Source organism: Romboutsia ilealis (assembly GCF_900015215.1).
Lineage (GTDB): Bacteria > Bacillota > Clostridia > Peptostreptococcales > Peptostreptococcaceae > Romboutsia > Romboutsia ilealis.
Map to the genome: position 1 here is coordinate 2,012,147 of NZ_LN555523.1, position 24,294 is coordinate 2,036,440.

Annotated in this window: 25 protein-coding genes and 1 other annotated feature; of the genes, 5 read left to right on the forward strand and 20 right to left on the reverse strand. The window is 24.8% G+C overall.

All coding sequences use genetic code 11. The features are described from left to right. Positions 1-9 precede the first annotated feature (9 nt). Entirely contained in the window at positions 10-483 is a 474-nt protein-coding gene (locus tag CRIB_RS09485; RefSeq protein WP_180702137.1) for a hypothetical protein, read from the reverse strand. 117 nt (positions 484-600) lie between these two features. Here CRIB_RS09485 and CRIB_RS09490 point away from each other — a divergent pair, with 117 nt between their 5' ends. Beyond that, a complete protein-coding gene (locus tag CRIB_RS09490) occupies positions 601-1,074 on the forward strand; it encodes a hypothetical protein (protein ID WP_180702138.1) in 474 nt (157 codons plus the stop codon). Positions 1,075-1,118: 44 nt separating this feature from the next. Here CRIB_RS09490 and CRIB_RS09495 read toward each other — a convergent pair whose 3' ends face one another. The 8 genes from CRIB_RS09495 to hpt form a co-directional block, all read right to left on the reverse strand. Continuing rightward, positions 1,119-1,289, reverse strand: coding sequence for a hypothetical protein (locus tag CRIB_RS09495; RefSeq protein ID WP_180702139.1), 171 nt, complete (start codon positions 1,287-1,289; stop codon positions 1,119-1,121). 137 nt (positions 1,290-1,426) lie between these two features. After that, positions 1,427-1,642 (reverse strand): alpha/beta-type small acid-soluble spore protein, encoded by a 216-nt coding sequence (locus tag CRIB_RS09500; RefSeq protein ID WP_180702140.1) that lies wholly within the window; start codon positions 1,640-1,642, stop codon positions 1,427-1,429. A 101-nt stretch (positions 1,643-1,743) separates the two neighbouring features. Continuing rightward, positions 1,744-2,970, reverse strand: a complete 1,227-nt coding sequence (locus tag CRIB_RS09505; RefSeq protein ID WP_180702141.1) for a BaiN/RdsA family NAD(P)/FAD-dependent oxidoreductase — start codon at positions 2,968-2,970, stop codon at positions 1,744-1,746. A 26-nt stretch (positions 2,971-2,996) separates the two neighbouring features. Further along, positions 2,997-3,893, reverse strand: coding sequence for a phosphatase PAP2 family protein (locus CRIB_RS09510; RefSeq protein ID WP_180702142.1), 897 nt, complete (start codon positions 3,891-3,893; stop codon positions 2,997-2,999). A gap of 147 nt (positions 3,894-4,040) precedes the next feature. Beyond that, a complete protein-coding gene (locus CRIB_RS09515; protein ID WP_180702143.1) occupies positions 4,041-5,354 on the reverse strand; it encodes an MATE family efflux transporter in 1,314 nt (437 codons plus the stop codon). Positions 5,355-5,421: 67 nt separating this feature from the next. Beyond that, positions 5,422-6,225 carry a MerR family transcriptional regulator gene (locus CRIB_RS09520; protein ID WP_180702144.1) on the reverse strand — a complete coding sequence of 268 codons (804 nt, stop codon included), beginning with the start codon at positions 6,223-6,225 and terminating at the stop codon, positions 5,422-5,424. 387 nt (positions 6,226-6,612) lie between these two features. Then, on the reverse strand, positions 6,613-7,245 hold the full coding sequence (locus CRIB_RS09525; RefSeq protein WP_180702145.1) for a biliverdin-producing heme oxygenase: 633 nt from the start codon (positions 7,243-7,245) through the stop codon (positions 6,613-6,615). A 145-nt stretch (positions 7,246-7,390) separates the two neighbouring features. Continuing rightward, entirely contained in the window at positions 7,391-7,909 is a 519-nt protein-coding gene (gene hpt / locus CRIB_RS09530) for a hypoxanthine phosphoribosyltransferase (RefSeq protein ID WP_180702146.1), read from the reverse strand. Positions 7,910-8,095: 186 nt separating this feature from the next. On the opposite strand from hpt, the gene CRIB_RS09535 reads away from it, so the two are divergent. Beyond that, positions 8,096-9,172, forward strand: coding sequence for a pyridoxal phosphate-dependent aminotransferase (locus CRIB_RS09535; protein ID WP_180702147.1), 1,077 nt, complete (start codon positions 8,096-8,098; stop codon positions 9,170-9,172). 194 nt (positions 9,173-9,366) lie between these two features. On the opposite strand, the gene CRIB_RS09540 is transcribed toward CRIB_RS09535, so the two are convergent. The 11 genes from CRIB_RS09540 to uppS form a co-directional block, all read right to left on the reverse strand. Next, positions 9,367-9,756: a YkvA family protein gene (locus tag CRIB_RS09540; protein ID WP_180702148.1), complete on the reverse strand. Its 390-nt coding sequence runs from the start codon at positions 9,754-9,756 to the stop codon at positions 9,367-9,369. A gap of 71 nt (positions 9,757-9,827) precedes the next feature. Further along, a complete protein-coding gene (gene asnA, locus CRIB_RS09545) occupies positions 9,828-10,832 on the reverse strand; it encodes an aspartate--ammonia ligase (protein WP_180702149.1) in 1,005 nt (334 codons plus the stop codon). A 126-nt stretch (positions 10,833-10,958) separates the two neighbouring features. After that, positions 10,959-11,206: a binding site (T-box leader), on the reverse strand. Positions 11,207-11,420: 214 nt separating this feature from the next. Continuing rightward, positions 11,421-12,443, reverse strand: coding sequence for a LacI family DNA-binding transcriptional regulator (locus CRIB_RS09550; protein WP_180702150.1), 1,023 nt, complete (start codon positions 12,441-12,443; stop codon positions 11,421-11,423). A gap of 165 nt (positions 12,444-12,608) precedes the next feature. Then, positions 12,609-14,321, reverse strand: coding sequence for a phosphoenolpyruvate--protein phosphotransferase (ptsP, locus tag CRIB_RS09555; RefSeq protein ID WP_180702151.1), 1,713 nt, complete (start codon positions 14,319-14,321; stop codon positions 12,609-12,611). Positions 14,322-14,388: 67 nt separating this feature from the next. Beyond that, positions 14,389-14,649, reverse strand: a complete 261-nt coding sequence (locus CRIB_RS09560; RefSeq protein WP_180702152.1) for an HPr family phosphocarrier protein — start codon at positions 14,647-14,649, stop codon at positions 14,389-14,391. 138 nt (positions 14,650-14,787) lie between these two features. Next, positions 14,788-15,999 (reverse strand): patatin-like phospholipase family protein, encoded by a 1,212-nt coding sequence (locus tag CRIB_RS09565; RefSeq protein WP_180702153.1) that lies wholly within the window; start codon positions 15,997-15,999, stop codon positions 14,788-14,790. Positions 16,000-16,114: 115 nt separating this feature from the next. Then, positions 16,115-16,459, reverse strand: coding sequence for a hypothetical protein (locus CRIB_RS09570; protein ID WP_180702154.1), 345 nt, complete (start codon positions 16,457-16,459; stop codon positions 16,115-16,117). A gap of 57 nt (positions 16,460-16,516) precedes the next feature. Then, the gene (locus tag CRIB_RS09575; protein ID WP_180702155.1) at positions 16,517-18,214 is read right to left on the reverse strand and encodes an Eco57I restriction-modification methylase domain-containing protein; all 1,698 of its coding nucleotides are present in this window, start codon (positions 18,212-18,214) and stop codon (positions 16,517-16,519) included. A gap of 49 nt (positions 18,215-18,263) precedes the next feature. After that, a complete protein-coding gene (locus CRIB_RS09580; RefSeq protein WP_180702156.1) occupies positions 18,264-19,172 on the reverse strand; it encodes a patatin-like phospholipase family protein in 909 nt (302 codons plus the stop codon). A gap of 104 nt (positions 19,173-19,276) precedes the next feature. Then, positions 19,277-20,080 (reverse strand): N-acetylmuramoyl-L-alanine amidase family protein, encoded by an 804-nt coding sequence (locus CRIB_RS09585; protein WP_180702157.1) that lies wholly within the window; start codon positions 20,078-20,080, stop codon positions 19,277-19,279. A gap of 111 nt (positions 20,081-20,191) precedes the next feature. After that, a complete protein-coding gene (gene uppS, locus CRIB_RS09590; RefSeq protein ID WP_180702158.1) occupies positions 20,192-20,836 on the reverse strand; it encodes a polyprenyl diphosphate synthase in 645 nt (214 codons plus the stop codon). A gap of 217 nt (positions 20,837-21,053) precedes the next feature. On the opposite strand from uppS, the gene CRIB_RS09595 reads away from it, so the two are divergent. The 3 genes from CRIB_RS09595 (at position 21,054) to CRIB_RS09605 (ending at position 24,265) form a co-directional block, all read left to right on the forward strand. Continuing rightward, on the forward strand, positions 21,054-21,518 hold the full coding sequence (locus CRIB_RS09595; protein ID WP_180702159.1) for a DUF4358 domain-containing protein: 465 nt from the start codon (positions 21,054-21,056) through the stop codon (positions 21,516-21,518). A 233-nt stretch (positions 21,519-21,751) separates the two neighbouring features. Next, positions 21,752-23,128 carry an MBOAT family O-acyltransferase gene (locus CRIB_RS09600; protein ID WP_180702160.1) on the forward strand — a complete coding sequence of 459 codons (1,377 nt, stop codon included), beginning with the start codon at positions 21,752-21,754 and terminating at the stop codon, positions 23,126-23,128. 15 nt (positions 23,129-23,143) lie between these two features. Next, positions 23,144-24,265: a DHHW family protein gene (locus tag CRIB_RS09605; RefSeq protein ID WP_180702161.1), complete on the forward strand. Its 1,122-nt coding sequence runs from the start codon at positions 23,144-23,146 to the stop codon at positions 24,263-24,265. Positions 24,266-24,294: the final 29 nt, after the last annotated feature.

Sequence of the window (24,294 nt, forward strand, 5' to 3'; positions counted from 1 at the left end):
TTTCGTCATTTATTTAATATTACTATATATATCTTTTATAGTAAATAAAAAAACAACTATAAAAGTAATCACTATAGACCAATTAAAATTTGTTATAAGACCAAGTATCAAAAGAGTTATAAGTATGTTTATACCTGATTTTCCTCTATCAGTTAATATACCTAATGTCGTCATTTCTACATTATCTTTTAAATTCTTTATATTTTCTAAAATTTGTTGTTCTAGATTTCTTTTATAAATTACATATAAAATCTCTATTAAAAACAATCCGATTCCTAATATAGTATTTATCTCAAATGCTAATATAAGTGTAATTATACCTGCCATAAATTTTATTATTTTAAGCATCAAGCTATCTATTTTAAGTGTTAAGTTTTTAATTTCTTTATATTCATCTTTTAAAGAATATTCTCCAATTGGCATTTTCTTTATGTTAGTTTTTACAACTTCAGAATAAAAAAGCTTTATTATTCCATTTATCATAGTAAAACCTCCAAATTTATTTATATTTTTATATTTTTACAATTATATTATTTTTTATACTTGACAATAATAAAAACATTGAGTTTTTTAACCCTATAAAATAAAGGAGTGCTTATTATGCAAATAGAACAACTAGATTTAGAAACTCGTAGTAAAATTTATAACTATACGAAAAAAATACTTAGAAAATATCAAAAAGGAATTACTACCGGAAAACTAACTGCTGATAAGTTTGTTGAAAATATAATCTCTGACGGATATATAAATGATATATTGGATAAAAATCTTTTATCAGAAAACGATTTTAAACAATCCTATACGTCTTATATAAATAAATTAATACATATTCAAAAGGAAAACTTATCAAAGAGCAAAAAAAGAAATGTAAACTCTACACCAGAAAAACCTAGTATCTCCCAAAAAATAAAACTAAAAAATCTACTAGAATCTAGCGGATACACCTTATCAATTCCTATTGAATATTTAAATAGCTGTGATGTTGATTGTATTATAAAATATATAACTACTCAGTCTATAGATTTAGGAAATGAACGAATTTATAATTATGTACATAAATCTAATTTAAATTAAAAAAGAAGTCATATGACTTCTTTTTATTATATTCTATTTTTATATTAACCTAATGCTTTTTCTAGCTTTGATAAATGTTGTATTGGATAATATTTAAGTAACTCTCTGAATTCATTTACTGATAATCCTTCTGTTGTTGTATAAATACGTATTTTTTCATCCAAATCTGCATTTATAAATTTAGTTTTTATTTCCTCAAAATTAACTGTAGACATATGTACCACTCCTTATATATATATTCTTTTGTATTTTATCCATAAAGTAAAATTTTATTACCGTTTAAAATAATAATAGCCTTATAAATTTATAAGGTTATAAATTTATAAGGCTATTTTCACTAATTTTTATATTATTATTGTTGTTTTCCAGCCATTTGTTGTTCAGCCATTTCAACTAACTTTTTAGTCATATATCCACCTACATAACCATTTTCTCTAGCTGTTAAATTACCTTTGTCCATTTGTTGATAGTTAGCCATACCTAATTCGTTAGCTATTTCTAATTTCATTTGATTTAAAGCTTGTTTAGCTTGTGGAACTACTTTTTGATTGTTATTATTGTTTTCCATTGTTAATTACCTTCTTTCTAAATAATTTTGTTTCTTGGTAGTATTATATGGACTTTACTATTTTTCATTCTTGGTAATTTTTTACATGAAATATTATTTTTCTAACAATAGTATCCAGCTAAATATCCTGTTGAAAATGCAATTTGAAGATTAAAACCACCTGTATATGCATCTACATCTATAACTTCTCCAGCAAAGAAAAGACCTTCTATTAGTTTTGATTCCATAGTACTAGAATTTATTTCATTTACTTTAACTCCACCAGAAGTTATTATAGCTTCCTCTATAGGTCTATATCTTTTTACAGTTAAAGTTATATTCTTTAATAAGTGAACTAAAGACTTTCTTTGTTCTCTAGATATTTGATGTACAACTGTATCCTTATCAATTTCACTCAATCTTATTATTGTAGGTATTAGTTTTTTAGGTAACAAATCATCTAATGCATTTTCAAATTTTTTATTAGTATACTTTTTGAAATCTCTTTGTATCCTTTTATCTAATTTTTCTTCATCTAATGCAGGTTTCAAATCCAATACTATTTTATAATTCTCTTTTGTAGTATCTTTCATTCTGCAACTAGCTGACTTTATAACAGGCCCATCTACACCATACTTTGTAAACTCAAGTTCTCCAAAATCATCATATATTTTTTTATTTTTACTATTATAAACTGATATTTCAATATTTCTAAGAGATAATTTTTCAAGATCTTTTACAAATGATTCTTGTACTTCTATCCCTATTAATGACGGCTTAGTATCTACTATACTATGGCCAAGATTCTTTGCAAACTTATATCCATCTCCTGTTGATCCTGTTAATGGATAACTAAGTCCTCCCGTTGCAATGATGAGGCTATCACATAATATTTCCTTCTTATTATCTAAAATTACCTTTTCTATCTTACTTCCTTTAGATACTATTTTTTCCACTTTAGTATTAAGAAGTAATTTTACTTTTTGATTTTTTATCATTTTCTCAAGGGCATTAGCAACATCATGTGCTTTATCACTTAAAGGAAATACTCTTTTTCCTCTTTCCGTTTTAGTTTCCACACCTAGTTTATTAAACATATCAATAACATCAGTATTTGTAAAAGTATAAAATGCACTATATAAAAATTTACCATTGGTAGGTACATTTTCTATCAGTTCTTCTATATCACAATCATTAGTTATGTTACATCTGCCTTTTCCTGTTATTAATATTTTTCTTCCAACCCTATGATTTTTCTCTATTAATGTTACATCTAATCCTCTATTTGCTGCAGTTGCTGCTGCCATCATACCCGCTGGTCCTGCTCCTATTACTACTACTCGTTTCAAATTGTCACCTCAAGTTTATATTTATTTTAAGCTAATTTTGTAATCTTAAATAATGCTGGAACTCCTGCTACAGCATATAAAGATATTATTAAATATTTTATAAATTTAAATAATACATATTTAGGCATTATATAGTTTAATTTTAAAAATACTAATAAAAGCGTAAATATTCCTACTATAAATCTATATACACTTTTAACTATATATCCTTTCTTAGTATCTGTTTTTGTACTAAAACTAATTTCTTTATTATATTCATCTATAGTATTAAATTTTATAAACTTATCTTCAATTATATACCCTAATATAAATCCTACTAAAAGTCCAAACATTTTAATATATGATTCACTTTTTACTATAAAAATAAAAATTATAAATGGTATTAACGTTAATAATAAAAGTTTATAGTCTTTATTTTTATCTACGATATCAAATAATTTTGAGAATATTATTGTAAATACTATACCAAATATCCATCCACAAATTACATCTATAGGCCAGTGAACACCTAAATACAATCTAGATACTCCAACTCCTAATATCATTATTAAACCTAATATATAAACCCATTTTTTTCTAAATATAATCATTAAACTGGTCCAAAATGTAGTAGCTGTTTGTGTATGTCCACTTGGAAAAGAATAACCTGTAGCAGTAGATACCCTTAAAGATTCAAGACCCTCAGTTCCTATAGGTCTCGGTGCTTTTACAAATTCTTTTATTCCTGTATTTATTACTATATTTGGTATCAATGTAAATAAAAGTTTTTGACCATATTTTTTACTTATACACCAATACATAATAGCAGTTAATATAACTATAACTGGCGTTTCTGTACTTATCGTTAATATTAAGAACAAAGCATTTAGTATTGGATTTCTTATACTTTGAAAAAATTTTAGTATATTAATTTGAACGTTCATCATTTCCTCCTTATCTTTACACCTGATATGATTATACACTTTTTTTTATATAAATATTAAAGAAAAATTTATTTGCATAATAACCTTTTTTAAAAATAAAAAACCACATCATTTTAATGATATGGTTTTTTCTAAAATCATTTAAATTTATGATACCAAGTTAATTATTGCATTTTCTGTACATTTGTTTATATTGAATACTTTTTTTGATATTAATATAATTATAAATTCTGATATCGCCATACTAATCCATATTCCATTTTCCCCAAAAGTTTTTGCCATAATAACTAATACTATCGGTAAAATTAATATAGATCTCATTGCACATATCATATTTGAATATTTTGGTATCTCTATAGCCTGATAATACATAGTCGTCGTTAAATTTTTTCCTATGAATAAATACGCTAAATTATTTATATTTACTGCTATATATGATATATTTATAAGTTCTTTATCTGATGTAAATACAGCAATTATCTCTTTTCCAAATACAAAACATAATAAAGCAAAAATTATTCCTATTATAAATGATGTTTTATTTGAAATTTTATAAAATGCTAACATTTTTTCACTATCTTGAGCGCCATAATTATAACTTATAAGTGGTTGAGCACCAAGCGTAACTCCTAGAAGCACTAAATATATATTTGTAGTTATATAGTTTATTATTGCATAGGTAGATATACCTATTTCTCCAATTGTATTTACTAAAACTAAATTATGAACAAATATTATTACTGAAAAAGCTGCCTCTGCAAAAAATGATGGTAGTCCTATTCTAAATACTTCCTTTATTATATTAATCTCTAAGTTTTGCTTTCCAAAACTTAATTTTCCTTTCTTAAATATAAAATGTGGAAGAGCTATTAAAAGAGTTACTATTTGGCCAAATCCTGTAGCTATTGCTGCGCTTTTTATTCCTAATCCTAATTCAAATATGAATATATAATTTAAAATTATGTTACTTATAGTTCCACATATAGTGGATACCATTGCAAGTTTAGGTCTATTATCATTTCTTAAAAAGCTATTAAATGCAATTCCTAATAAACTTGGTAAACAAAACATTGCATAATATTTTAGATATTCAGCTGCTAACGGCTGTAGATTTTCAGTAGCTCCCATCATTTTAACTATTGGTTTTGCAAATATAACACAAACCGCACTTAAACAAATACTCATTATTATTAGCATATATGTAACTTGTCTAAATATACTAATTCCTTTTTCATCTTCATTTGCTCCAAAGTACTTTGATATTAATGCGCCGCCACCTACTGATACCATAGTTGCAAGACCAAAAAATACTATTGTAATTGGCATTACTATATTAACTGCCCCTAGTGCAGCATCTCCTATTCCATTACCTAAAAATACACCGTCTATGATTGTATTCAATGATGCTATACACATAGCTAAAGCCGATGGTACTGCATAACCTAAAAACTGTTTAACCATTTCCTTCTCCTCCTTTTTATTTCCTCTTACAATAGTAAACCCTCCACTAAGGGGAGGGTCAATATTTTTATTTTTTTAATATTTCTATTTTTACTAAACTTTTTTCTTCTAGATTTTCATCAATTTTAGGCATTAACCATATTTCATTAAAATCTCCTACTACTTCTATATTATTAACTTTAATATAATCTAGAATTTTTTTATAATGATTTATACTTTCTTTTAAGCTACCTTCAAATATTAAAGTTACATATTCTCCTTCTGGAAGTATATTTTGATTTTTTTCGTCTTTGCAAAAGGCCTTAATTCCTTTATATACTATTTTATTTTCATCTTTTAGTACTTTATACTGTACTGTAGAACCCATTTGTACATATACCTCATTTTGTCTATTTTCTAAATCTAGTATTATATCTCTTAAGTTTAAATCTAACTCTTCTGTATTATTAGATACTATATCATAGTTCATAAAAATTCTTTCTTCATTGTATTTTATAAATACCTCATTTAATCCATATCTAATATTTTCAGATATATTATTTTCTAAATTATCTAGATAATTTTTTACTATAGTTAGTTCATTAATTTTTTCTTCAAGTTTACTTGACTGAATTTTTATATTATTCATTACTAGTTCTATAGAACATTCAGAGTTTAATATATCTTTTATTACATCTAAAGACATTCCTGTTATTTTAAAATACTTTATTAAATCTATTTTCATAAATTGCTCTATACTATAATATCTATATTTATTCTCTTGGTTTATATATGCTGGTTTTAATAATCCAATTTCATCATAATATCTAAGAGTTTTTATAGATATATTAAAAAACTTAGATATTTCACCAATAGTAAAGTATGTACTCATTTTATAATTATCCTTTCTATATGAGGTGATAATTTATTTTTATATATTATCTATTTTTAATTAACTAAATATTACTTATGATATTTTTATATCTTTAAAATATATCATAAATAATATTATAAAACTACTCTAAAAAATACGGGTATTAAGTAATATACTATTAAAAATTTTAAACTTAATTATATATTAATAATTATCAATAAATTAAATCCTTTGTAATGTATTATCATATAAAAAAATAACAGGCAGTGATATATTAATATCAATGCCTGTTATTTTAAATTATTATCATATAACTAATACTTAGTAACGCTCCTTTTTCATTAATCATACTAAATGCTACTCATATATTGGATTATTCAAACCTATAAATTATGTTCAAATAATTTAATTTGAATATAATTTAGCTTCTAATTCACAAGATATAGCTAAATTATAAATATAAGCATTACTTACCTCATTTATTAGCTTATTTTCTAATTCTTCAGTTAAATTTATACTATTTATTTTTGAAGCATAGTTCATAACATAAGATCTAATATCCTTTATTTGATCACAATTATAATAATTTAATCCTTCCTTAGGTACTTTATAATTTACACTTAATAAAGCTATAAATGTTCTTCCTCCAAATAAATCTGCTATAAATCTTGTATATGCATATGCAATTATTAACTCTGGATTTGTTTTATCTATCTCTTTTACCCTTTCTACAAATGCTTCTGTAGATGGTAGTAAAGTCATATCATTTAACTTATCAGCTAAAAGAAATTCTAAATCCTTTTGTATTAATTCATATCTATATAATTCTTTTGTTGCAAAATTCTTTATAACTTCATTAGATGTATTGTTTTCAATAGTATCCTCTATTGCTTTGTACATAGCTGAAAGGTTAAATAAATACTCTGCATAACTATCTTTACACGCATTTCCATCAACTATTCTTTTTATAAAACCTGTATGTTCTGATGCACTATGAAGTGCAGCTGTATTTCTTCTTATTTTAGTAATTAAATCCATTTTATCCACCTCTTTTTTATTGATATTAATTATCATTCTCTTGTATTTATACCAATTATATTTATTATTAAACAAAATTTTATATTTAATATAAAAAAATCCGTATTACAAATAAGTAATACGGATTTTATATTTTTATTTATTTTTAAACTGTAACTGAACCTATATAAGGCAGATTTCTATATTTTTCTGCCCAATCTATTCCATATCCAACAATAAATTTATCTTCTATTACAAATCCAACATAATCAACTGGTATATTTGAAGTTCTTCTTTCAGGCTTATCTAATAAAGTACATAATTTTAAAGATTTAGGATTTCTCATTTCTAACTCTTTTACTAAATTACTTAAAGTAAGACCTGAATCTATTATATCCTCTACAATTAATACATTTTTTCCAGCTATATCAACATCTAAATCCTTTAATATTCTAACTGTTCCTGAACTTTCAGTTCCATTTCCATAGCTTGAAACGCTCATAAAATCTATATTTACATCTAAATCTATCTTTCTTATTAAATCAGAAACAAATACGCTGGCTCCTTTAAGTATACCTACTACTAGTAATTGTTCTCCCTCATAATCTTTCTGTATTTTCTTCGCTAATTCTTCTACTTTTTTAGATATTTCTTCTTCAGATATCATTACATCTATAGTTGCCATTTTCCTGTCTCCTTTACGTATATTATAATAAACTTAGTATATCATATCTACATAAATATTAGAATGTTTTTATTTAACTTTAATATATAATTCGTATTGTTTATAATTGAGTAGTATAATTTGGAATAATCATATATTTATATTATAATCTATATATGTAAATAATAATCTTAGGATGGTGATTATGTGAAAGTAAATCATGGTGCAAATTTATATGATTTATCTAGTCAATATGGCTTTTCAAAAGAAGATATTATGGACTTTAGTTCTAATATAAATCCTTTTGGATCGTCAAAACTAGCTAAAGAATATATAGTAAATAACATAGATAAAGTATCAGTATATCCTGATCCTGAATATTTAGAATTAAAAACTTCTATATCTAATTACTGTAACTGTTCAATAGATAATATACTTTTAGGTAGTGGTGCTACAGAATTAATTTCATCCTTTATAAAAACTATTAATCCTAAAAAAGCACTAATTTTATCTCCAGCTTATTCAGAATATGAAAAAGAATTATCTAAAATAAAGTGTAACATAACTAAATATTTTTCGAAAAAGGAATATAACTTTACTATAAATATAGACAATCTTATAGAAATTATAAACAAAAATAATTATGAGTTAATAATAATATGTAATCCTAATAATCCAACAGGGTTTACTTTTAGTAAAAATGAAATAGAAAAAATATTAAATAATACTAACTCTTTTGTAATGGTAGATGAGACATATATAGAATTTACAAATACGTCAATCTATTCATCTACTTCATTAGTTGATAAGTATGATAACTTATTCGTTATAAGAGGTACTTCTAAGTTCTTCTCAACACCTGGGATAAGACTTGGATATGGACTAATTTCTAATTATAAAGTCATGTATGAAATGAACTCTAATCTTGATTTATGGAATATAAATATATTTGCGTCTATGATGGGTGAAGTAATGTTTAACGATAACAAATTTATAGAAAATACATACTCTTTAATGACAAAAGAAAGAGATTATTTAGTAAACGAACTTAGTAAGTTCACTGATTTAAAAATTTATAACAGTCAAGGAAATTTTATATTATGTGAAATAAAATCAAAATCTATTACAGCGAAAGAAGTTAGAGAAAAACTTATACATAAGCGAATTATAATAAGAGACTGTGTATCATTTGATGGCTTAGATGAATATTTTTTCAGAGTTTGTATTTTAAAACCAGAGGAAAATAAATTATTAATAGATAACTTAATAAATATTTTTAAATAAAAATTTAATTTTATATCTTTATATATATGTTTTAATAATAATTCTACATTATAAAATACTTTTATTATTTATGGTACTTTTAAACAATACAACATGATAACTTTACTTAATGAAGTATCTTAATTAAAACATATATATTTAAAAATTAATACTATAACTTTCTTATATGCAAAAATGAATAGTAAAATAAATTACTATTCATTTTCATCATATATATTATAATTTACATTTTCTATCACATTTGGGTCTTTACTATCTTTTAAAATCTTTTTATACTTTTCTATTTCTTCATTAGCAATACCTAAGCTCCAAACTAATACAAATATATCATCAATAAATCCAAACATCCCTGTAAGTATTTCTGGTATTAAATCTATACTCGAAACAATATATATAACAGCAGTTAATAATGAAAATATTAACTTAAACTTACTAAATATATTAACTCTATTATCAGTTAAAAAATCAGGTATTTTAAATATATTGATAAAAAATAGTAATCCAAACTTTGCATTTTTAAATCTGACTAATACTCTTTTAAGTGTATCTAATATCATATCAGTAACAAATGATCTTTTACTCATATTTATCACCTCATAAGCTATATATTAAGTTATATTATAACCCATATATTAGCTTATATAAATAGCTCATTTTATAAAAGATGTATACCTAACTCTGAACATTCTTTTATCATATCATCAGGCCACACACCAACTTGAACTTCTCCTATATGTGCTTTATTTAGGAAATACATACATATTCTTGATTGACCTATTCCACCACCTATTGTATATGGTAATTCCCCATTTAATAATGCCTTATGATAATCTAATTCTTTTCTGTCATTACAATTTGATACATCTAGCTGATATTTTAAGCGTTCTTCATCGACTCTTATTCCCATTGATGAAAGCTCTATAGCATTGTCTAATATTGGATTATAGAATAATATATCTCCATTTAATTCCCAATCATCATAATCTGGACTTCTTCCATCATGTTTATCTCCATTATCTAGTATCTTTCCTATTTGCATTAAAAATACTGCACCTTTATCTCTTACAATTTTATCTTCTCTTTCCTTAGGAGATAGTTCTGGATACATGTCTAGTAATTCTTGAGAAGTTATAAATGTTATTTCTTCAGGAAGCATCTTATTTATTTCAGGGTATATATCATGAACATGTTCTTCTGTTTCTTTAAAAACTTTATATATTTTTTTTACAACTTCTTTTAGCTTAGCTTCATTTCTTTCTTCTTTATCTATAATAAGTTCCCAATCCCATTGATCTACGTATATTGAATGTATATTGTCTAACTCTTCATCTTTTCTTATAGCATTCATATCTGTATATATGCCTCTTCCAGTCTCAAATCCATATTTTTTAAGAGCTACTCTCTTCCATTTAGCTAACGATTGTACTATTTCCACATTTTTATTTATATTTGGTACATTAAAATTTACAGCTTTTTCTACTCCGTTTAAATTATCATTTGTCCCTGTCTCCGGTATTACAAATAAAGGAGATGAAACCCTTGTTAATTTTAGTTCTTCTGAAAGTCTTTGTTCAAAATAATCCTTTAGATCTTTTATTGCTTGTTGAGTTTGTATTACTCCTAGGCTTGATTTATATTGCTCTGGTATTATTAAACACATATTATTCTCTCCTTATCATTATAATTTGAGCATGATATCATACTTTTCATTCAAAACTTATTTTTAAACAAAAATCTGGCCATAAATTTTTGTCCATAAAAAAACCTTTCGTCCCTATATTAAAAATATAGGGACGAAAGGTTATACTTCCGCGGTGCCACCCTGATTAACTTAAAATTTAAGTTCTCTCATCTGTACAGATTATTCGATACAGTTCAATTTGGTAACGGATTGATACCGGCTAAGCCTACTAAATTTAAATTTCGGTTAGCAACTCCTGGATGTTCTTCAACATAGACTTCATACTGGACTCTCACCATCTCCAGCTCGCTTTGACTACATTCTATATTTACTCTTCCATTCACAGTTTTTAGATTATTTATATAAGTTAATGATAGAATGTTTATTTTATCCTGTCAATTACTTTATTTTTGCTTTAATTTTAATTGTTTTAATTCATTTTACTTAATTTTTAAATTTAATACTTTTTAATAAGTTTAATATAAAAATAATTTTCTCTTTTAAATTAGAAATCTTTTTCCTATTTATTAAAATTTTTAGTAAAATAATTTAAAACTTTATACTTATTTAATTTTCATTAGATATGTTAGATGTACTTTCTCTTATTATAAGCTGACTTGGTATTATTACCTTTTTAGTGTAAGTTCTATTATTCAATCTTTCTATCATAAGACCAACACATGCATTCGCCATATTCTCGATGTGAACTCTTACTGTTGAAAGTGCTGGTAATGTATATCTTGAAACAAATATATCATTAAATCCAATCAAACTTATATCATTTGGTACACTTATTTTATTTTCATAAAGAGCCTTTAACACTCCTGTTGCTATTGTATCTGTTGCTACAAAAAATGCAGTTGGTAAGGTTTCTCTTTTTATAAACTCCGTCATAGCAGTATATCCAGCAGATGCAGTCATATCACAATTTATTATATATTCTTCATTTAATATATTTTTCTCTTTCATATATTCATTGTAATACTTTAATCTTACATCACGTTCTCTTAATTTATTATCACCTAATGTATTCCCATCACCTATATATCCAATTTTAGTATGTCCTAAATCATATAAATGATCAAGTGCTGCAAAAACTCCCATCTTAAAGTTAATTTTTACAGAATCATATTTTTCATCATCAGGAGAAGAATCTAAAAATACTATATTCGAAGAATACTCATTCATCAAATTAATTTCTTTATCTGAAAACTTTCCTATGGCTATTATTCCATCTAAGTTTTTTTCTTCAAGTGATTCATATTTCATACCATTATTATAAAGCTTAACTAATTTTATATTGTTATTAAAACACTCTTTTTCAACAGTATTTTTTAATAATAAATAGTATGGATCCTCTAATTGCTTTGAAACATCGTACATTTCAACTAATCCAATTTTGTAATTATTATTTTTTTTAGTTTTATTTTTTCTCTGTGTTATAGTTTTATATTCTAAATCTTCTGCAGCCTCAAATATTTTCATCTTAGTTTCATCTAATACTAATAAAGTCTCATCATTATTTAGTACTCTTGATACTGTACTTATGGATACGCCTGCTCTTTCTGATATTTCCTTTAAAGTTGCCACGTAAATTCTCTCCTTTTTATTAATTATTATATAATAGCACATATTTTCTATTTCTTCTTTATTCATAGATATTATATAATCTATAGATTATATAATATCTATATCCTTTACTTACATATAAGTAAAAAGCCTTAAATGAATTAATAATCATTTAAGGCCTTCTTACTACATATTAAAAGTTTTATCAACGTACTCTTTTATTTCTTTAGCCGTACCCATAGCTAATACTTCATCTCCAAATTTTTGCATTTCTGCATAAGATAAAGAATTTATTAATTTTCTAGCTGGAAGTATAGATATTGGACTCATAGAAAATTCATCTAATCCAAATCCTAAAAGTATAGGTATCATTCTTTGATCTCCTGCACTCTCTCCACACATTCCAACCCATTTTCCTTCTTTATGGGCATTATCTATAACCATTTTTATAAGTCTTAACACTGCTGGGTTAAACTGGTTATATAAATGACTTATCTTTTGATTCATTCTATCTACTGCACAAGTGTATTGTATAAGGTCATTAGTTCCTATTGAGAAGAAATCTATATGTTTAGCTAATATATCAGATATAACTGCTGCAGATGGTATTTCTATCATCATACCAACTTCTACATCATTAGCGTATGCTATTTTTTCTGCATCTAATTCTGCTAAAACTTCTTTTATTACTTCTTTTGCAGATAATAATTCTTCAAGAGAAGATATCATAGGGAACATTATTCTTAGTTTTCCATGTACGCTTGCTCTGTATAAAGCTCTTAATTGAGTTTTAAATATATCTTTTCTATCTAAACAAAGTCTTATAGCTCTGTATCCTAAAAATGGATTCATTTCAGGCTCCATTTCAAAGTACGGAAGTTCTTTATCTCCACCTATATCTAATGTTCTTATTACTATAGGCTTATTATTCATCCCTTCAAGTACTGCTTTATATGCTTCATATTGTTCTTCTTCACTTGGGAAAGCATCCTCTTTATCCATGTATAAGAACTCAGTTCTATAAAGCCCAACTCCTTCAGCATCATTCTTTATAAGACCAGAAACATCATTAGGACTTCCTATATTTCCTGCAAGTTCAACATGTCTACCATCAGTAGTTATTGATTCTTGTCCTTTTAATAATTCTAGAGATTTTCTATACTCTTCAAATTGCTCTTTTAATGATGCATATTTAGCTTTAGTTTCTTCATCAGGATTAACTATAACTTCCCCTGTATCACCATTAAATACGATATAGTCTCCATCTTTTACTTTTTTAGTTATATCATCTAAACCAACTACAGCCGCTATCTCTAACGTTCTAGCCATTATAGCTGTATGAGAAGTTCTTCCCCCTATATCAGTTAAAAAGCCAAGCACCATACTTTTATTCATTGTTGCTGTATCTGATGGAGTTAAGTCGTGTGCAATTAATACAACTTCTTCATCAAGTCCTGCTAAATCAACTACTTTTATACCTAATATATGTCTTAGTACTCTATTTGTAACATCTTTTATATCTGCTGCTCTTTCCCTCATATACTCATTGTCCATTGATTCAAACATTGCAACAAACATTTCTTTTATTTCATTTAATGCATAATCTGCATTAACTTTTTCATCTCTTATCTTAGATATTGCAGAATCTACTAATTCAGGATCTTCTAATACTAATAAATGAGCTTCAAATATTTCAGCTTCATGCTCCCCTAATTCCATTAAAGCCTTTTCCTTAACCTTAGTTAATTCATCTTTAGATACTTTTACTGCATTTTCAAGCTTTTGTATTTCTTCTTCTATATTACTAATATTTCTTTTCTCTATAACTAATTCACTATGCTCTATTACTAAAGCCTTTCCTAAAGCTATTCCTGGAGATGCTCCCGTTCCGTTGTACATTACTACTCCTCCTAATTTATATATATGTATAATTAAACAAACCTCGGACAAAACCGAGGTTTAATTATTATTCTCCAAATCCACCTTCGATTAATTCAACTAAAGCGTTAACTGCTGCTTCTTCATCTTCACCTTTAGCAACAACTGTTAATTCATCACCTTGACCTAATCCTAAACTCATTATCCCCATTATAGATTTAGCATTTACAGTTTTACCTTTTGCTATTACTTCTACTATAGATTTGAATTCAGCAGCTTTTTTAACAAACATTCCTGCTGGTCTAGCGTGTAATCCACTTGCGTTTTTTATATTTACATTCTTTTCCATTTGTAAAACCTCCAAAATTTATTTTAAAGTATTTATTTACTTTATTAACTTAATTTTATTATAACTTGGTTTTGGTAAAATTTCCAGCACTTTTGTTATTTTTTATCCCTAGGGACTTTTTTTGTCCCTAGGGATTTTTTAAGATTGATTTGAAAAATCTTTTATGATATTATTAGTAATTATTTTTATAAACTTATTTTTTTGCATCGGTATTATCGATTTAGTTTCATAAGTTAAAGAGATATTTTTATTTTCATTTATATTTTTATTTACTGCATCATAAAGTTTATGAAAATCATAAAGTTGAATTCTATTTATACTATTCTCTTCAAGCTTTTTTTCATATATATAATAAAATAAATCTTTATATGAAAAATTTTTATCTAATCCTAAACTTTCTCCAAGCTTAGGTATTAAGACTTCTAATAAAGTTCTTAATGTAGGTTCTCTTTTTATATTAAATAAATTTAATATATTTTCTATAGTTTCTGTTTTTAATCTTTTGAACTTATTAAAACAATACCATTCATCAAACATATAGTCTACATTAAAATAATATTTGATTCCCTCATATCTATCATAAGCCTTCATAGCATCTAGATATCCTAAATTTATATTTTTTTGTACGTTATCCCTATCCTTATTTAATGATCCACCTAAATACTCAGATGGTACTATTGTTTTTATATTTATATTTTGATGCTTATTTAAATTTATTTTTCCTAAAAAGTCATCAAGTAATCTTATTACTACTATATCTTTATATCCTTTTTGTTCTAATAAAGATACGGGCATATTATCAAAAAACATCCCATCTAAAAAAAGTTTATCATCCATTCGATTTAATTGAAATATTGGTAAACTTGAACTGGCTATTAAATAATCAACCAATCTTCCATTTGGTATATCTTCTATGTATAAGGGATGTGGATTTATTTTTTTATCCCACCAGACAGTAACAAGACCAAAATCTTTATTCATTTTTCTTATAGCATCTTCATTTAGCGTTTTTTCTAAAAGTTTTCTAAGTGGACTGATATCTATACCTTCATTTTTTCTAGCTTTATTTATAAGCTCTATAACATTATTTATATTTTTTGTAGTGAAGTCTACGTTTTTATACTTTTCATAAGTTTCTTCATCTATATTCATGAAATGAGTATAGTCATATGTTAACCAAATTTCCTCCATAATTTCTATATCATTTTGAATTATATATGCGCCATTTAAAGCTCCTATTGATGTTCCTGCTACACCTTGAAACTCAATTCCTAAATCTCTTAGAGCTTTATATGCTCCTATTTGATAAGCACCTTTAGTGCCTCCGCCCTCTAATACTAAACCTTTCATAAAATCACCTATATTAATAAGAAAGATATATACTTAAAATATATTATAAATTGTACTGTATTTCAAGTTAAAAAGTGGCTAGGTATATATCTTTCATTTTTATAGTATTGTTGAATTACTTTATGTCATCTAAAGATTTTACAAACTTAACTACCTTTGTAAACATCTTTTGCTCTAAAGAGCTTAATGATACTGTGTTCATTATATATCCTCTTGGATCTACCATATATATTTGTCTATATCCACCTTTATATAAAGCTATACAAACAGATTTTATATCATTATCATTTTCACATTCAAACATAGATGGTGTAACTACTAATTTATACTGTGATTTTCTTAGTCCCTTCGTCATTTGCTTGTGTCTTGATAAAAATGAATTTGCTTCTTCAGTAGTTATATACCCACTAACATTTACATATACAGTTTTTGAATCTTGATCTATTCTTGCATTAATCATATATATTCCTCCTTTTTACATTTAAATATATTATATGTAAGAAGGTTATATTTGTGATTATATTCCAAGTGAACTTCTAATCAGACTATTTATTTTATACTCTAAATCACTTATGTTATTTTCGCCATTTTTAAGTCTATGTAATATTTTTTTTGATAACTTCTCTATGTTTGTATAATTCGAATCCTTAAATATCTTAATTTTCATTACCTTATTAGGATAATAATCATATACATTTTTACTTATTTTCTTTGCATTTATCTTAAAATACTTATTATATACTTCAGAATTTAATATTCCTACTAAATATTCGTAAGAAAAAATACTCTCATACTCTTTTTTTATATAAAATGAATATACATCTGCGCTAGAAAAACTATTATTTTCATCTATTGCAAATCTATTTTCAAATGATTTATATGGATACATTATTTTTTTTCTTTCAAAACTAGTTTTTTCTCTTCCCCATTGAAGTTCATACCACAGCCTTAAGTTTTTTTTGCATTCTCTTCTATTTAGAAGTCTTTCTTTATATTTCCCTATAAAATCATTTATTATTATAGGGTTATCTGATTCATTTTTTATATCATTTGAATAGATTAGCTTATATCTATTATCTTCAATTATATACTTTTGAATCTCTTTATTTTTTACCCAAGATTTAAGAAATTTATCATCTATAAGATTTATCTTTTTATCATTTTTATCTATTACAAAAGCTTTATCACACCCTGTTATTATACCTTGAAAACTTGTACATATATCTTCTAATGAGTGCTTACAATAGCTTTCAATTTTATCATAAAAAATTTTATCATCTTCTTTAATTATTAACCATTCTTTATTTAGTGTATTTTTATATAATTGTAATTTTTCGAAATTATTATATTCTATAAGTTCTTCTATGGAGTGAAATTGATTTATGTCTATTTCTTGATTTTTTATTCTTAATATATTTGTACTTTGTGATTTTTTTTCTTTCTTTAATGTAGATATGCAACTAGATATTCCTATGTCTTTAAAAACTTCACATCCTAAAAAATCAATTATCTCTATTATGTTAATATTTTTATCTATGTAATCTCTTAAGTCTTTGGCTGATGGGCTTTCTAGAAAGTATCGCGGAGTTATAATGCTACAAACCCCATCATCTTTTAAATTGTCTATTATTTTTTTATAAAAGCAAAAATATAAATCTGCTTTACCTTTATATACTTGTTTATATTCTTTTAGTATATATTTTTTATAATCACTATCTAAATTTTTATGACCTATATAAGGTGGATTTCCTATTATATAATCAAACTTATTATTTAGTTTTATCTTTAGTGAATCTTCACAATATATATTAAACTTATCCACTGTTGATACTTTATCTTTATCTTTAAGTCCTTTTTTTAATATATTCACTGCCTCAGTGTCAATATCATATCCATATATACATTTTGATATTATATGATTATGAATAGTATCATAACTTATATAATCATCACCATATATCCCCTTTAGTTCATATAAATTCTCTTCTATCAAGTCATATAAAATATCATATACTTCTAATAAAAAATTTCCACATCCACATGATATGTCTAATATTTTCGGCGTTGGATTTTTAAGTATATCATGATTTTTTATAGTTTTATTAAGTATATAGTCTACTATAATTTTTGGTGTGTAATATATCCCTTTACTTTTTTTTACATTTACATCTAAACTTTCTTCATATAGTTTAGATATATTAAAAGTTTTCCCCATATTTCTCCCCCTAAACACGACAATCACTTTTCCATTTAATTATAGCACACTATATTTTATTCCATTTACTATTTATCCAATTTACACATTCCTTGATATTATATTCATCTGCTAGTTTTAATAAATAATCGATTTCTTTCGTATCATCCATTGATATATCCTTATCCATCTTAGGGTTTACTCTATAGTAATTGTTTTCTAGAAGCTTTTTAGAAAAAACTTGACTAAGCTGAGCATTTCCTTCTAATGTTACTGATATTATAGGTAGATCTGGATCTTTGCTTGTAACCCACTCTATAGCACCCCATTTACTTGTATCTTCTTTTATACTATTATAGCAATACCCTGTTCCAAATGATAAAAGTCTTATTTGATCCATTCTTTTACCTAGTTCATCATCTATAGCATATATTATACTTGCTAGACTTGGATCTGTTGCTATTATACCTCCATCTATATGACAATCATATGATGGAAAAAATACTGGTGCTGCACTACTAGCCATAGCAACATCTACAACCCTATAATCTTCTGTTTCTGAGTTTGGTATATTATTATAAAAAATAGCTTTCCAAGGATTATCCTTATTTCCTAAATAAAAGGTTGGTATTATAACTAATTTACCTAAATCTTTTAACTTTAAATTCTCTGGAAATACACTAAGCAAGATTTCTTTTAGGTGATTATTATCGTATTTTGGTCTTGATATTTGTGAATAAGACTTATCAAATATATAATCTAAATTCTCTTTTGAATATAATTTACTTATTTCATCTGGTCTCATTCCATAAGCTAAACCTAAAGCTATTAAACTACCTGTTGATGTTCCACTTATCATATTTGATGTTTTTACTATATCTGAAATTTTACTTTGTATTTTTTCTAATAACTTTATGCTTAGAGCTCCTCGAAGTCCTCCTCCATCAAATGATAATATATTAAAAATAGAATCATTCATAATTTTCCTCCTATTTCTATTTTACTTTAATATATGTATTTCTTTTTAATAGTTTCAAATTAATGTAACTTTATTTCATAAAAAAAGATGGCATATGCCATCCTTTACTTTTTCATATTTTCATCTATGTATGTAAGTATACCTTGAGTTATTCCCTCTGCTAAATCATTTTGATATTCTTCATCTTTTAACTTTTTAACTTCTTCATTATTAGTTAAAAAACCACATTCAACTAATACTGCTGGCATTTTACTTTGTAGTAATACCTGAAATCTATCTGATTTTACACCTCTATCTCTTACATCTATATATGAAGTTATAGTCTCCTGAATTTGTTTTGCAAGTTCATATGAATCATCATCTTTTTCTTTTGTATAATATACTTCTAATCCAGTTGCATCACTTCCGCCAGTTTGACCATTTAGATGTATAGATACTAGCGCGTCTACATTTTGCTCATTAGCAAGCTTAGCTCTATCGGCTAAACTTACATATTTATCTTCATTTCTTGATATTATAACTTGTACATCTTTTTGTTTTGTTAATTTTTGAGCTACTAATGCCCCAATTTTTAATGTTATATCTTTTTCAAATGTTACTTTATCATTGGCTATAGTTCCTTTATCATTTCCTCCATGACCTGGATCTATAAGTATTGTATATTTTTTATTTATATTTTTATCTACTTCTGTCTGTAAAGTTTCATTATCATTTTCCGAACTCTCTTTAACAGATGTTTTTTGTTTATTATCATTTATATTTTGAATCGCTAAAATAGCACCTTGTGTTAACTTAAAAGTCCCAGCTATAAATAGTATAATTATTATAATTAATACTGATAATTTTATTTTATTTATTTTTCGTTTTTTATTTCGTCTACTACTTCTATTATTTCTTCTTCTAGCCATTTTATCGCCTTTCTAGATGTATAGTTTTCTTTATAATTATAAACTATATTTTAACATCCAAAAACGCATTTTTCAACATTTGTAAACATTTTAACTTAGTTTTGCCTTATATTATCCACCTAATGTAACATCTTGTGTATTATACCATTTAAATGCTTCTAACACATGATTTTTATTAAAATCTGGCCAATATTCATCTAATATATAAAAATCTGCATAAATTGATTGAACAGGTAAAAATCCACTTAATCGTCTTCTTCCTCCCCATCTTATAATCAAGTCTAATCTTGATATATCAAATGATTGTATATGATTTTGTATATTATTTTTATTTACATTTTGTGCATCTGCTAATGTATTTAAATCCCAATGCCATCCATAGTTTACTAATATGTTAGCCTTTATTTGTCCATCTTTTCCTTTTGTCCTATTTGTAAATGGTAATAATTCTTTTGGAAACATTGGAGATTTAGTATTTCCTATTACTAAAAGAGATGCCCCTTCATCATTTAATATATGAGCAGCTTTTATACATGCATCTGTAAAAGCTTTAGTCTGAATAGATGGTCTTTTAGTATTATCTGTAGTAAATCCATAAAATGTAACTTCCTCTACTCCCATATCTCTACATGCTCTATATGCTTCAATGCCTGGATCAAGTCCATTTTCATATCCTTTGTCTTTAGTCATTCCCTTATTTTGTGCCCATCTTCTATTTCCATCCGGAATTATACCTACATGTTTTGGTATTCTCATTAAAATTCACCTCATAAATAATTTTATTAAGATTATTTACATTATTTACATATTATAGACACTATAATATTTATTATTTATGAAATATATATCTAAATAACTAGAAATAAGTTTTAATAATAATTAAGATATTGTTTCTTTTTTGAAGTTGATTTTTATTGTAGCAAATAGTAAAATTTATATAATTATTACAAATAAATATATTTTGGAGGATACAATGAAAAAATTAATAGCTTTATTCTCATTAGTTTTAACATTAGGACTTGTTGGATGTTCATCTAAGTCTGAAGTTAAAGATATACCAGTTTCTGATATAAAATCAGCAATAAATAATGAAACACTTTTACCTATTCAACCTATATTTGATATAGATGCAAAAGAATTTTATGTATTTGAAAATGTTAAAGATGATATAAAAGAAGGCTTTGTTTTACAAGCTATGATAAATGTAAAATTACAAGATGTATTCGTAGTTAAAACAGATAATGTTGAAAAAGTAAAAAAAGCAATAGAAGAGTATAAAACTAACAATTTAAGAAGTTTCTCTGATGGATACGGAGGAGAAGAAAATGCAACTGCTGTTGCTGATTCTATACTTGAAAGTGTTGGTGATTATGTTTATTTTATAGCTACTAATAATGCTAAGGATATAGAATCAAAAATATTAGAAATGATCAAATAGTACTTATTAAAATTATATGAGTATATTAATATTTTTTATATTGATATACTCTTTTTCAATATACTAATATACTACGAAATATATATTTATATATATTTTTCAATAAAATAATTATTTTTGAGCAATATATATCCATATTAAAAATAAGGATATATCGTTAGTGACATTAAATATTTTACTGACACATAGCTCAATCAAAATGAATTTTTTATAAATTTAAAGGTGGTGATATATTGGTATTTAGTAGCATAACATTTTTATTTTACTTTCTACCACTTGTTTTGTTTAGTTACTATTTAGTACCTTATAAACTTAAAAATTTTATTTTACTTATATTTAGTTTAATATTTTATGCGTATGGAGAGCCTATATATATTTTTATAATGCTATTTTCATGTGTTGTAGATTATATAAATGCTCTGATTATAGATAAATATAGAAATACATATATGTCTAAGCTAGCACTTATTTGCTCCATTGTAATAAACTTAAGCTTACTTGGATTTTTTAAATATAGTAACTTTCTTATTTCTATAGTGAATAATGTTGCTAATAGTAATTTGTCTTTATTAAATATTTCACTACCTATTGGTATAAGTTTTTATACTTTCCAAACAATGTCTTATACTATAGATGTTTACAGAAATGAAGCTCCTGTTCAAAAAGATATATTTTCACTTTCTGCATTTGTTACATTATTTCCACAACTTGTTGCGGGTCCTATCGTTAGATATTCTGATATTGCCTATGATTTAAATCATCGCATTCATAACTTTGATAAATTTTATGATGGTATTTATAGATTTATTATAGGCTTATGCAAAAAAGTAATCTTAGCAAATAATTTAGGAGTAATTTGGTATAGTATAAAAGCTACTTCCTATAATACATTATCCTTAGCTACATCTTGGTTAGGAATTATATGTTTTACACTTCAAATTTATTTTGACTTTAGTGGATATAGTGATATGGCTATAGGTCTTGGAAAGATATTTGGATTTGATTTTTTAGAAAATTTTAATTTCCCTTATATATCAAAATCTATTACTGAATTTTGGCGAAGATGGCATATATCCTTAGGGGTATGGTTTAGAGATTATGTATATATTCCTTTAGGAGGAAATAGATGTAGTAAAATTAGATGGTTTTTAAATATATTTATAGTTTGGTTTTTAACTGGTTTATGGCATGGAGCTAGTTTTAATTTTATATTATGGGGACTTTACTTTGGAATTATATTAATTTTTGAAAAGTTATTTTTACTACAATTTTTAAAAAAACTACCTAATTGGATAAAACATTTTTATACTATGTTTTTAGTTATAATAGGTTTTGTATTATTTGAAATAGATAGTTTAAATGGTGTTTATAATTATTTAATTTCTATGTTTAATTTTAAAAATATTATAGTAGATGATGTATTTTTATACTATTTAATTCCTAATATAACTCTTATAATTTTTGCCATTATTGCTTCTACACCTATTATAAAAATAATATTGGATAGATATAAATATATAAGAATTATAACTTTAATATTTGGTATGATACTTTCTACATCATTTTTAGTAGATGCATCATTTAATCCATTTTTATATTTTAGATTTTAGGAAGTTGGTGAATTTATGAAAAATAAAAATTTATTAAAATTTATTACAATATCTTTTTTCTTAATCTTTATTTTTAGTGTTCCTATAATAACATTATTTACGGAAGATAAAAAAATAAGTGAAATAGAAAATAAAATATTAACTCAACTTCCTAGAATATCATTTGAAAATATATGTAATAAGAAGTTTATGAAAAATTTCGATGAATATACATCTGATCAATTTCCATTAAGGGCTAACTTTATAAAGTTAAAAAATACTTATAATTACATAATAGGTCAAAGAGAATTTAGAGATATTTATGTTGGAAAAAATAATAAACTTATGGAAAAATATAAATTTAATAAAGAAAGTGTAGATAAAAATATTTCTAATATATTAAATACTGCTTCATATATGTATGAAAGTTTTAATATAAAATCAAAATTAATGGTAGTTCCTACTTCTATAGCTTTTTATAAAAATGATTTACCAAACTTTTGTATAAGCGATAATCAAAAATATAGTTTAAATTATATAAACAATAGTATTTCAAATAACAATTATTTAAATTTTTATACACCTTATGATATCTTAAGTAAAAATAAGGATAAGTATATATATTACAATACCGATCATCATTGGACTCAACTAGGTGCTTATCTTTCTTATTTGGATATGTTTGATTATAAATATGATAATAAAATACTTTTTAATAATTATAATAAAGTCTCTGATGATTTTTATGGAACTTATTATTCTAAAGCTTTATTACCTATGATTAAAGGTGATTCAATATACTCCTATAGTAATTTTAATAACTTTAAAATAGAAATAGACTTTGATAAAACTTATGATACTCTTTATGATAATGATAAACTTAATAGCAAAAACAAATATCAATATTTCTTACATGGAGATCCTTCTTTTGCTATTATTTACGGAGATAAAAATAAATCTAATGAAGTTATAGTATTTAAAGACTCATATGCTCATAACCTCTTACCATTTTTAACTAATAACTATAGCAAGATTCATGTTGTTGATCCTAGATATTATAATATTGATTTAGAAGATTATTTAAATAAAAATCCTAATATTACTGAAGCTTTATTTATTAATAATATCCAGTCATTTAATTCTACTTTTTATAAATAACTAGGGCTGTAATTTATACAGCCCTTTAG

Excerpts from the sequence above, each read along its gene's own strand:
- CRIB_RS09560 (WP_180702152.1), bottom strand. The coding sequence starts at position 14,649 with ATGGAAAAGAATGTAAATATAAAAAACGCAAGTGGATTACACGCTAGA.
- CRIB_RS09490 (WP_180702138.1), top strand. The coding sequence starts at position 601 with ATGCAAATAGAACAACTAGATTTAGAAACTCGTAGTAAAATTTATAAC.
- CRIB_RS09495 (WP_180702139.1), bottom strand. The coding sequence starts at position 1,289 with ATGTCTACAGTTAATTTTGAGGAAATAAAAACTAAATTTATAAATGCA.
- CRIB_RS09570 (WP_180702154.1), bottom strand. The coding sequence starts at position 16,459 with ATGATTAATGCAAGAATAGATCAAGATTCAAAAACTGTATATGTAAAT.
- asnA (WP_180702149.1), bottom strand. The coding sequence starts at position 10,832 with ATGTGTTTAATAATACCAGAGCAATATAAATCAAGCCTAGGAGTAATA.
- ptsP (WP_180702151.1), bottom strand. The coding sequence starts at position 14,321 with ATGTACAACGGAACGGGAGCATCTCCAGGAATAGCTTTAGGAAAGGCT.
- CRIB_RS09595 (WP_180702159.1), top strand. The coding sequence starts at position 21,054 with ATGAAAAAATTAATAGCTTTATTCTCATTAGTTTTAACATTAGGACTT.
- CRIB_RS09520 (WP_180702144.1), bottom strand. The coding sequence starts at position 6,225 with ATGAGTACATACTTTACTATTGGTGAAATATCTAAGTTTTTTAATATA.
- CRIB_RS09580 (WP_180702156.1), bottom strand. The coding sequence starts at position 19,172 with ATGAATGATTCTATTTTTAATATATTATCATTTGATGGAGGAGGACTT.
- CRIB_RS09510 (WP_180702142.1), bottom strand. The coding sequence starts at position 3,893 with ATGAACGTTCAAATTAATATACTAAAATTTTTTCAAAGTATAAGAAAT.
- CRIB_RS09485 (WP_180702137.1), bottom strand. The coding sequence starts at position 483 with ATGATAAATGGAATAATAAAGCTTTTTTATTCTGAAGTTGTAAAAACT.
- CRIB_RS09515 (WP_180702143.1), bottom strand. The coding sequence starts at position 5,354 with ATGGTTAAACAGTTTTTAGGTTATGCAGTACCATCGGCTTTAGCTATG.
- uppS (WP_180702158.1), bottom strand. The coding sequence starts at position 20,836 with ATGAGAATACCAAAACATGTAGGTATAATTCCGGATGGAAATAGAAGA.
- CRIB_RS09525 (WP_180702145.1), bottom strand. The coding sequence starts at position 7,245 with ATGGATTTAATTACTAAAATAAGAAGAAATACAGCTGCACTTCATAGT.
- CRIB_RS09540 (WP_180702148.1), bottom strand. The coding sequence starts at position 9,756 with ATGAGTAAAAGATCATTTGTTACTGATATGATATTAGATACACTTAAA.
- CRIB_RS09565 (WP_180702153.1), bottom strand. The coding sequence starts at position 15,999 with ATGAAAGGTTTAGTATTAGAGGGCGGAGGCACTAAAGGTGCTTATCAA.
- hpt (WP_180702146.1), bottom strand. The coding sequence starts at position 7,909 with ATGGCAACTATAGATGTAATGATATCTGAAGAAGAAATATCTAAAAAA.
- CRIB_RS09605 (WP_180702161.1), top strand. The coding sequence starts at position 23,144 with ATGAAAAATAAAAATTTATTAAAATTTATTACAATATCTTTTTTCTTA.
- CRIB_RS09575 (WP_180702155.1), bottom strand. The coding sequence starts at position 18,214 with ATGGGGAAAACTTTTAATATATCTAAACTATATGAAGAAAGTTTAGAT.
- CRIB_RS09500 (WP_180702140.1), bottom strand. The coding sequence starts at position 1,642 with ATGGAAAACAATAATAACAATCAAAAAGTAGTTCCACAAGCTAAACAA.
- CRIB_RS09585 (WP_180702157.1), bottom strand. The coding sequence starts at position 20,080 with ATGGCTAGAAGAAGAAATAATAGAAGTAGTAGACGAAATAAAAAACGA.